The 271-nt window shown below is 66.8% G+C and carries 1 protein-coding gene; it reads right to left on the bottom strand.

Annotated features, from left to right (window positions below):
• The coding region (locus AC0L2O_RS36830; protein WP_473373209.1) for an ATPase, T2SS/T4P/T4SS family at positions 1-271 on the bottom strand (271 nt) is incomplete at both ends.

Here is a 271-nt window from a genome sequence, read left to right as displayed (position 1 = left end):
CCCTGAGTACTTCGGCCATTGTCGTCAGCCCGGCCTTCACCTTTTGCAGGCCGGCCATCCGCAGGCTGTGCATGCCTTGCCCAAGGGCCGCATGACGCAAGGCCTGCACGTCCGCGCCGGGGGTGATCAGCGCCTTGAGGGTTTCGTCCAGGCGCATGATTTCGTAGAGCCCGGCTCTGCCTCGATAGCCACTGTCGCGGCACTCCACGCAGCCGACGGCTTCGCAGGCTTGCGCCACGGCGCGCTTGCAATGGGGACACAGCACGCGCAC

It is taken from the genome of Bradyrhizobium sp. Kon10, assembly GCF_055807395.1.
Note: the sequence above shows the minus strand (reverse complement) of the source record. Positions and strands in the feature narration are given on the sequence as shown.